Annotated in this window: 4 protein-coding genes; all 4 read left to right on the plus strand. The window is 70.1% G+C overall.

The genetic code is table 11. The features are described from left to right. Positions 1-11 precede the first annotated feature (11 nt). Positions 12-1,160: a glycosyltransferase family 4 protein gene (locus HY049_08975; protein ID MBI3449032.1), complete on the plus strand. Its 1,149-nt coding sequence runs from the start codon at positions 12-14 to the stop codon at positions 1,158-1,160. After that, positions 1,157-1,750 (plus strand): glycosyltransferase, encoded by a 594-nt coding sequence (locus tag HY049_08980; GenBank protein MBI3449033.1) that lies wholly within the window; start codon positions 1,157-1,159, stop codon positions 1,748-1,750. The genes HY049_08975 and HY049_08980 overlap by 4 nt, the downstream gene beginning before the upstream one ends. 149 nt (positions 1,751-1,899) lie before the next feature. Then, a complete protein-coding gene (locus tag HY049_08985; GenBank protein MBI3449034.1) occupies positions 1,900-3,624 on the plus strand; it encodes a cobalamin B12-binding domain-containing protein in 1,725 nt (574 codons plus the stop codon). 144 nt (positions 3,625-3,768) lie between these two features. Next, positions 3,769-8,813: S8 family serine peptidase (locus HY049_08990; GenBank protein ID MBI3449035.1), on the plus strand; the 5,045-nt coding region annotated here is incomplete at its 3' end.

Raw genomic sequence — 8,813 nt, forward strand, 5'->3', positions numbered from 1 at the left:
ATCCGCCGCCAGTGCGCAGAATCCTCCTCGTCCCCGACCTTGCCGCCGAGCGGTGGCCCTCGATGGATCGCTACGCGGCGCGGGTGGCGGAACATCTGACGCGCGAGGCGCCGGACCTCGAGATCGCGCTCTCGACGGCGATCCCGGGGTTCCCTCCCGAGGACGGCGCCGGCCGGTCCGGCCCCCCCCAATTCCCGCGCGGCGCGCTGCCGGCCCTCGGTCAGGTCGGGCGCTACGGCGCCCGGTATCTCACCTACCCACGAAAGGTCGGAGCGGAGCGCGCGGATCTGGTGCACGTGCTCGACCATTCCTACGCGCACATCGTGCACTCGGTGAAGCGCGGGCCGCGGGTCGTCACCGTGCACGACCTCTTTCCCGTGATGACGGTCGAGCGCGGCGACACCGGGATGCGCGAGCGCATTCGCGATCGCTTGCTGGGCCGGGTGCTGTCGGGATTGCGCGGCGCGGACGCCTGGATCGTGGCCACCGAGTGGCTCCGGGGAGGGCTCGCCGAATGGCTGGGCCACGACGAGCGGATCCACGTCATCCCCTTCGGCGTGGACGATGATTTCTTCGCTGCGCCAGCGGAGCCGCGGGAGTCGATCCGGCGCCGGCTCGGTCTCCCTTCGGGCGCGTTCACGGTGCTGCACGTCGGGAACGTCGCCCCGCGGAAGAATCTGCCGGGGGTGATCGCGGCGGTCCACGGGTTGCGGGCCGCGGGGTTGGACGCGTGGCTGCTCCGGGTGGGGGATGCGCTCACGCGGGACCAGCAGGCCGATGTCGAGGCGCGGGGAATCGCGGATCGGGTTAGGGCTCTCGGGGCGGCCAGCGAGTCGGATCTGCGCGCGGCCTACCGCGCGGCGGACGTCCTCCTCTTTCCGTCCCACTACGAAGGGTTTGGCTTCCCCGTCCTGGAGGCGATGGCCTGCGGTCTGCCGGTCGTCACGTCCGGTCTCGGGGGCCTGGTCGAGGCCGCGGGGGAGGCCGCGGTCGTCGTCGGCGATCAGGATGTGAATCTGTGCGTGACCGCGCTGCGCCGCGTGGCCGCGGAGCCCGCGTGGCGCGAGCAGGTGATCGCCCGCGGCCGGGAGCACGCGCGACGATTCCGGTGGGCCGCAACCGCGCGGCGGACGGCGGACCTCTATCGGAGTCTGCTGTGAGCCCGGGGGCTTCCCCGCTGAGAGTCACCGCAATCACCGCCTCCGCTCAGCTCGGCGGGACGGAGCGCGTGCTGATCGACTTCGCGGCCCTTGCCCGAGAGAACGGCATCGAGCTGCGCGTGCTCTCGCCCCGCGACGGTCCGCTCATCGCCGCCCTGTCCCGGTTCGAAGTCGAAGCCGACGTCGTTCCCGGCCCGGCCTTCCTGCTTCCCTTCCAGCCGAACGTGGAGCTTGCGTACCCCGAATTCGATCTCTCCCTTCACTACTCGCTCCGCCCCGAGCCCTTCGGACGCGTGATCCTGGAGAGCATGGCGTGCGGCGTTCCCGTCATCGCCGCGGCCGAGGGAGGGCCGCTCGAGATCCAGGGCGCGGCCGGCGCGAGGGGAGAGACGCCGGAAGGATGGCTCGCGCCCCCGCGCGACGCGGGAGCCCTCGCGGCGACGCTGAGGCGCGCGCTCTCGATCTCGCCCGAGGCCCGCGCGGCCATGGGAAGCGCGGCGCGGGCGCGGGCCGAGTCGCACTTCTCCGCGCCCGAGTTCGCCCGAGGGGTCGCGGGGGTCCTGGCGCGCGCGGCGCAGCGGAACGGATAGGCGGCGGCGACCGAATCTTCAATCGCTTTTCCCGCGCCGCGGCGGTATGGTGGCGCCGTGCGCCGCCCGCGCGTCGTCCGCACCGCTTCCGCACCGGGCTCTCCGAAGCGGCGTCCCCGCCCACGCCACCTGCCTCGGAGGATGCCCCGATGCCTTCGATTGGAAATCTGATCTGCGTCACCCCGCGTGATTCCTACGTCGTCGATGCGCCGCCGGCGCGGAATGGCCTTCTCGGCCGCCTCGAGCGCCTGACGGGGCCGTTCCTCCGAAGCCCCGGCATCGGCTTTCCGTACATCGTGGGCTTTCTCCGGCAGAACGGGCTGCTCCCCGCGGATTGCCGCGTCGTCGTGCAGCACGACAAGATCGAAGGGCCGACGCCGTTCGAGACGATCCTGAGCCGCAAGGCCGATCTCTCGCGCGGCGACATGGACGTCGTGATGATCACGGCCTACAGCAACTCGGCGCGCGAGGCGTACCGCCGGGCGCGCGAGGCTCGGCGGGCCTTCGAGGAGGCGGGGCGCAAGGTGGCGATCCTCTTCGGGGGCTCGCACGCCTCGGCGGTCCCCGACGAGGGGACGCGCCACGGGCACGTGGACGCGACCGTGGTGGGTGAAGGGGAGTGGGCCGTCGCCGAGATCCTGGCGGACCTGCACGCGGGTCGCGATCTGAAGCCCGTCTACAACGCCGGCTTCCAGCGCATCCGCGATCGCGGGACGCTGCGCATCGACATGGACATCTGGCAGGGGCTCGACCCCGCGCCGCAGCAGCTTCTCGGTTCGGCGACCTTCGCGCGGGGGTGCAAGCTCGACTGCCACTTTTGCGCCGTGAAGATCGTGAACGGCCCCCTCGTTCGCAATCGCGACGCCGAGGACGTGGTCGACGAGCTGAACCGGCAGAACGGACGCTTCACGCGCGACACGATCTCAGAGGCGCCGCCGGGGGCCTTCAACGCTTTCCTGAAGCTGGCCACGCGGCTGCCGGGTCTTCGCGGTTCCCGGGGTGAGACCCTCGTGCGCAACCTCGGCCCGGGGTCCACGAAGCGCTTCTTCTTCTGGGACGACAACCTCTACAACGCCGCCGGCGCCCTCGAGCACCTCTTCGAGGCGATCCGGCCCCTCGGGCGCACGTGGTCGGCGCAGCTCACGATCGACATGGCCGACAAGCCGCATCTGCTCAAGATGGCCTACGACGCGGGATGCCGGGAGCTCTTCCTCGGGATCGAATCGATCAACCAGGGGAGCCTCGGGGCCCTCGACAAGTGGTCGAACGAGGCCGCGTCCATGACCGAGCGGCTGAGGCGCGTGCACGACGCGGGGATCAAGGTGATGGGGGCGTTCGTCTTCGGCCTCGACGAGGACGACGCCACCGTCTTCGATCGCACGCTCGAGTTCGTGAGGCGCCACGGCGTCGACTACATCACCGCCAACATCATCCAGCCCTACCCGGGGACGGGCACCTTCGACGACGCGGTCGCCGCGGGCGATCTTCTTCCGTGCACCGCGTGCCCCGAGGACTCCGACGTCTCGATGGACTACAACTGGCCCCTATTTGACGGAGGCCACGTGCTGATCCGCCCGAAGCGGATGACAGAGGACGAGCTGCAGGACGGCTACCTGACGTTCCTCAAGGAGTCGTACTCCCTCCGCGGGATCGTGCGGCGCTACGACGCGGCCCCCGCCTCGAGCCGCACGGGGCTCGTGCACCACCTCGTCTCGAACTACCTCATGAGCCGCTACAGCATGGCGAAGACGGCCCACGCGCTGAAGAGCAAGCTCGCACGCAGGCCCGTTGCGAGGGCCGAGGGGGGCCCGGCGAATGCGCCGCTCGCGGCGCCGACCCTCTCCCGCGTCGGAGAAGGAGATGTCTCCCGGTAATTTCTCTTGCTGTCTCTCCCAACTCGCGGTAATCTCCACGCAATATCGAGCCCGCGACCGATCATCGACAAGCGCACGCCAACGTTTGAGATCGCCGACTCCAGACGGAGAGCGCCCGCCGCCGGGGGCCTGGGGGAGCCATCCATGGGCCGGGGACCTCTCGCCCGACATTCAAACCTCGTTCGTCGCGCCTTCCTCGCCTTCCTCCTGATCGCTCTCTCCTCCGGCATCGGAGTGCGGGACGCCGACCTCTCCGTGCTTGCGGCGGGGGGCGGCCAGGGGGCCGGTCCGGGCTACGCGCCGGACGAGATCCTCGTGAAGTTCCACAGGAACGTGAAGGCGGCGGACCGCGATCACGTTCGCAATCAAGTGGGCGGTGTGACCCGCGGGCGGTTCCGCAGCGGCGCGGAGCACTGGAAGCTGGGGAAGGGGCTCACGACCGACCAGGCGCTCGCCCGGCTTCGGTCCCATCCATTCGTCGAGTACGCCGAGCCCAACTACGTCCTGAGCATCAGCACCGCCCCGAATGACCCCCTCTACCCGCAGATGTACGGCCTCCACAACACGGGGCAGACGGGCGGGACGCCCGGCGCCGACATCCGCGCCGAGCAGGCCTGGGACGTCTCGACCGGCAGCCGCAGCGTGCGGGTCGCCGTGATCGACACCGGTATCGACTTCAACCACCCGGATCTGGCGGCCAACATCTGGACCAACCCGGGAGAGATTCCGGGGAACGGGATCGACGACGATCACAACGGGTTCGTCGACGACGTCCATGGCTGGGATTTCGTGAACGGCGATGCCAATCCCATGGACGACAACGGCCACGGGACGCACGTCTCGGGGACGATCGGGGCCCTGGGGAACAACGGCGTCGGCGTCGTGGGCGTGAACTGGCGCGTCTCGCTCGTGCCCCTGAAGTTCCTCGACGGCAGCGGCTCGGGCACGACGGCCGGCGCCATCGCCGCCATCGACTACGGCGTCGCGCTGGGCGTCGACGTCATGAGCAACTCCTGGGGCGGCGGCGGCTTCTCGCAAGCACTCCTCGACGCCATCAGGGGCGCGGCCGCGGCCGAAGTCGTCTTCGTCGCGGCCGCCGGCAACGACGGAACCAACAACGATCTCATTCCCCATTACCCGTCCAGCTACGACTCGCCGAACATCATCGCCGTGGCGGCGACGGATGCCTCGGATCGCCTCGCCAGCTTCTCGAACTACGGCGTGACGAGCGTGGACATCGGGGCGCCTGGCGTCAACATCCTGAGCACGTTCCCCGGGAACAGCTATGGGCAGCTGAGCGGAACCTCCATGGCGACGCCGCACGTTTCCGGAGCGGCGGCGCTGATTCGAGCTCTCTCCCCCGCGATCGGAGCCGTGGAGGTGAAACGCCTCCTGATGGACTCCGCGGACCGCATCTCCGCACTCGCGGGGCGCACGGTGAGCGGCGGACGCCTGAACGCCTTCATGGCGATCGCGACGCCGGACTCCGTGCCGCCCGCGGCGATCGCCGACGTGGCGACGGCCACGGTGACGAACCACTCCGTGGAGCTTCGATGGACGGCCACGGGAGACGACGGGCTTGTCGGAACAGCCAGCCGCTACGACGTCCGCTACTCCACGTCACCGATCGACTCCTCGAGCTTCGACGTCGCACGGCAGGCGACACCGGCGCCCGTCCCCGCTCCCGCCGGCTCTCCCCAGGCGATGACGGTGGACGGCCTCGATTTCGACACCACCTATTACTTCGCCGTCAAGGCGCTCGATGAGTGGGGCAACGCCTCGCCGATCTCGAACGTCGCGAGCGCGCGGACCTTCGGCCCTCCCGACGTGGCCGTCGCTCCGGGCTCGCTCACCGAATCCCTCTTCACGGGTGGGACGGTCACCGGCACGATCACGATCTCGAACTCCGGTGCGGGAGAGCTGCTCTTCGACACGTCGGCGCGCGCCCCCTCCAACCCCCCGGCGCCCGGCGGGGGAGGATCCCCGACGGCGAGCGCCTCGGCGGCGAGCACCGTCCCGTGGGACACCTCGTCTCCGCCGGCGAGCGGTACGGGGGCCGCCGCCCAGGGCGGGATCGGAGCTGCGGCGACCGGCCGTCTCAAGATCCTCCTGCTCCAGAGCGGCGCGGACGTGACGGAGATCCGTCCCCTGCTCGCGAGCTTCGCGGATGTCGCGGCCGTGGACGTCTTCGACGGGAGGAACGCGACGCCGACACTGGCGAGTCTCTCGAACTACCACTCGGTGATCGTCGTCGCCAACTCCGCCTTCGGCGACCCCGTCGGCACCGGCAACGTGCTCGCCGACTACGCGGACGCGGGAGGGGGGGTGGTCCTCACCCTGGCCTCGTTCATCCCGGGGTGGCAGCTCGGAGGGAGATTCTCAAGCGGCGGCTACAACCCGCTGATCGGACTTGGAGGCCCGATCGGATCGTCGCCGCTGGGAGCCTTCGACGCCGCGCACCCGATCATGGCCGGCGTCACTCAAGCGACCGGCGATCTGCTCGGGAGCGCGAACGTCGCCCCCGGTGCGAGCCTCGTCGCGAGTTGGAGCATCGGGCAGCCCTTCGTCGCCACGAAGGGGAAGAACCTGGTCGCGGTCAACATTTTCGTCGGCAGCCCCGGCCGCTGGTCGGGGGACATCCCCCTCATCCTCCACAACGCCGCAATCTGGAGCTCCGACTTCACGACCTGGCTCTCGGCCTCACCGAAGACGGGGGTCGTCCCCGCGGGCGGGAGCGTGGACGTGACGGTGGCGTTCGACGCGGCGGGGCTCAACGGCGGGGACTACGACGCGGAGGTGGTGGTCGAGAGCAACGACCCGGACGAGCCTGAGGTGGTGGTCCCCGCGCACCTGCACGTGACGGGGGCGCCGGACATCGCGGTGTCGGGGCGGCTCGACTTCGGGGCGCTCTTCGTGGGGGCGAGCCGGAAGCTGAACCTGACGGTCAGCAACGAGGGGACGGACGTGCTGACGGTGAGCCGGGTGGCCGCGGGCGACGCGGCGTACACGGCCGATGCGACATCCTTTGTGCTGGCGCCGGGAGCGAAGCGGGTCGTGGGCGTGACGTTCCAGCCGGACCGTCCGGAGGAGATCGACACCGAGCTGGTCCTGGAGAGCAACGACCCGGACGAGCCGGTGCTGAGCGTGCACATGACGGGCGAGGGGCTCGTGCCGCCGGACGTCTCCGTGACGCCGGCGTCGCTGAGCGAGTCGCTGTTCACGGGGCAGACGAGCACGCACGTCGTGACGATCCGGAACAGCGGAGGGAGCGACCTGACGTTTGAGATGGCGTTTCGAGGCGTGGCCGGCGTGGCTCCGGCTTACGTCGCGCCTCCTCCGCTGGCGGCGGGAGCCGGTGCGCTCCGCTCCGACACGGCGCCGCAGGGGTACCAGGCCCAGGCATCATCGATGGCGTCGGTTGCGGGAGCCACGGTGCTCATCGTCCAGGACGTCCTTCCGTGGGGGAGCCACGCGAACGAGACGATCCTGGCGGCGAACGGAATCGTCTTCGACGTGATCCCCTCCGCGTCGCTGGGGTCGACGGATCTGTCGAGGTACCGGATCGTGCTCGTCCCGAGCGATCAGCCGACGTCGTACTACACGCGGATCGCCTCGGCCTCGAACCAGATCGACGCATTCGTGAGGGGCGGCGGGGTGCTGGAGTTTCACGCGGCCGGGTGGGGTTGGTCCGACGGCGACGCCTCGCTGGTGACGTTGCCCGGGGGCATGCGGATCCGTCAGGCTCTCTTCGGCACGAATCAGGTTCTGGATCCGACCCATCCGTTGATGGCCGGCGTGCCGAATCCGTTCACGGGCGACTACGCCAGCCACGCCTCCTTCACGAGCATCCCGGCCGCCGCCACGCGCATCGCGGCAACGAGCACGGGAGACGTGAACCTCGTGGTGTACCGGCTGGGGCTCGGGACGGTGGTGACGGGCGGGCAGACGTTCGAGATCGGGTTCGATCTCGGTTGGGCGGGCGGCAAGATCCTGACGAACATGATCCCGTTCAGCCATTCGCTTGCGATGGCGTGGCTGTCGGCCGCGCCGAGGACGGGAGTGGTGCCTGTGGGCGGGAGCGCGGACGTGGTGGTGACGTTCGACGCGGCGCGGCTCTACGGCGGGGACTACGACGCGGAGGTGGTGGTCGCGAGCAACGACCCGGACGAGCCTGAGGTGGCGGTCCCCGCGCACCTGCACGTGACGGGGGCGCCGGACATCGCCGTGTCGGGGCAGGAGGTGAGCGTCGAGTCGGTGCGGACGTACTCGGGCAGCGGAGCGTTGACGCAGCACGCGCTGGTGGTGACGGCGCCGCCGGCCGGTGGCGGAACGCTGGAGCTGGTGGCGGAAGGGGACTACGGCGACGCCTCGGAGTCTGCCACGGCGACGGCGGAGGGGTTGACCCTGGGCACGGTGGGCGCCGTCGGCTCGGACTGCGTGCCGGCCCGGGGGACGTTTCCGATCGGAGCGGCGAGCCTCGCGACGCTGATTTCGGATGGGGTCGTGCACGTGGCGGTGCAGAACAGTCCGAACGTAGACGATTTCTGCTCGCCGAACCAGCACACGGTGAGGTTGAAGTACGCGACTCCGGCCGATCGGCTGGAGTTCGGGGCGATGTTCGTAGGGTTGAGTCGGCGGCTCGCGATCACCGTGAGCAACACGGGTACGGATGTGCTGAGCGTGGGAGGCATCACCTCGAGCGATGCGGCGTTCGTGCCGGACGCCGGGAGCCTGACGCTTGCGCCGGGAGAGCGCGCTGAAGTCGGGGTGACCTTCACGCCTGGCATCGCGGAGCCGATCGAAGGGAGTTTGACGATCGAGAGCAACGACCCGGACGAGCCGGTGCTGAGCGTGCACATGACGGGCGAAGGGCTCGTGCCGCCGGATGTGGCGGTGATGCCGGCGTCGCTGAGCGAGTCGCTGTTCACGGGGCAGAGCAGCACGCGGACGGTAACGATCGAGAACAGCGGCGGGAGCGACCTGACGTTCGAGATCGAGACTCGTTTCGTGGCGGTGCCGGGAGCGGGGCGCGGGTTCGCGCCACCCCCCATCCTCGAGAGCTCCACGACGCTGCCCGGTATTCCGGGGGGAGGCGGGAACGCCTCATCGGGCCCAATGGCCCCGTCCCCATCGTCGTCCGCCGTCTTCTCCGGCCTGCCGACGAAGATCCTCGTCTATTCGGACGACTA

This window comes from Acidobacteriota bacterium, assembly GCA_016195325.1.
Taxonomy (GTDB): domain Bacteria; phylum Acidobacteriota; class Polarisedimenticolia; order JACPZX01; family JACPZX01; genus JACPZX01.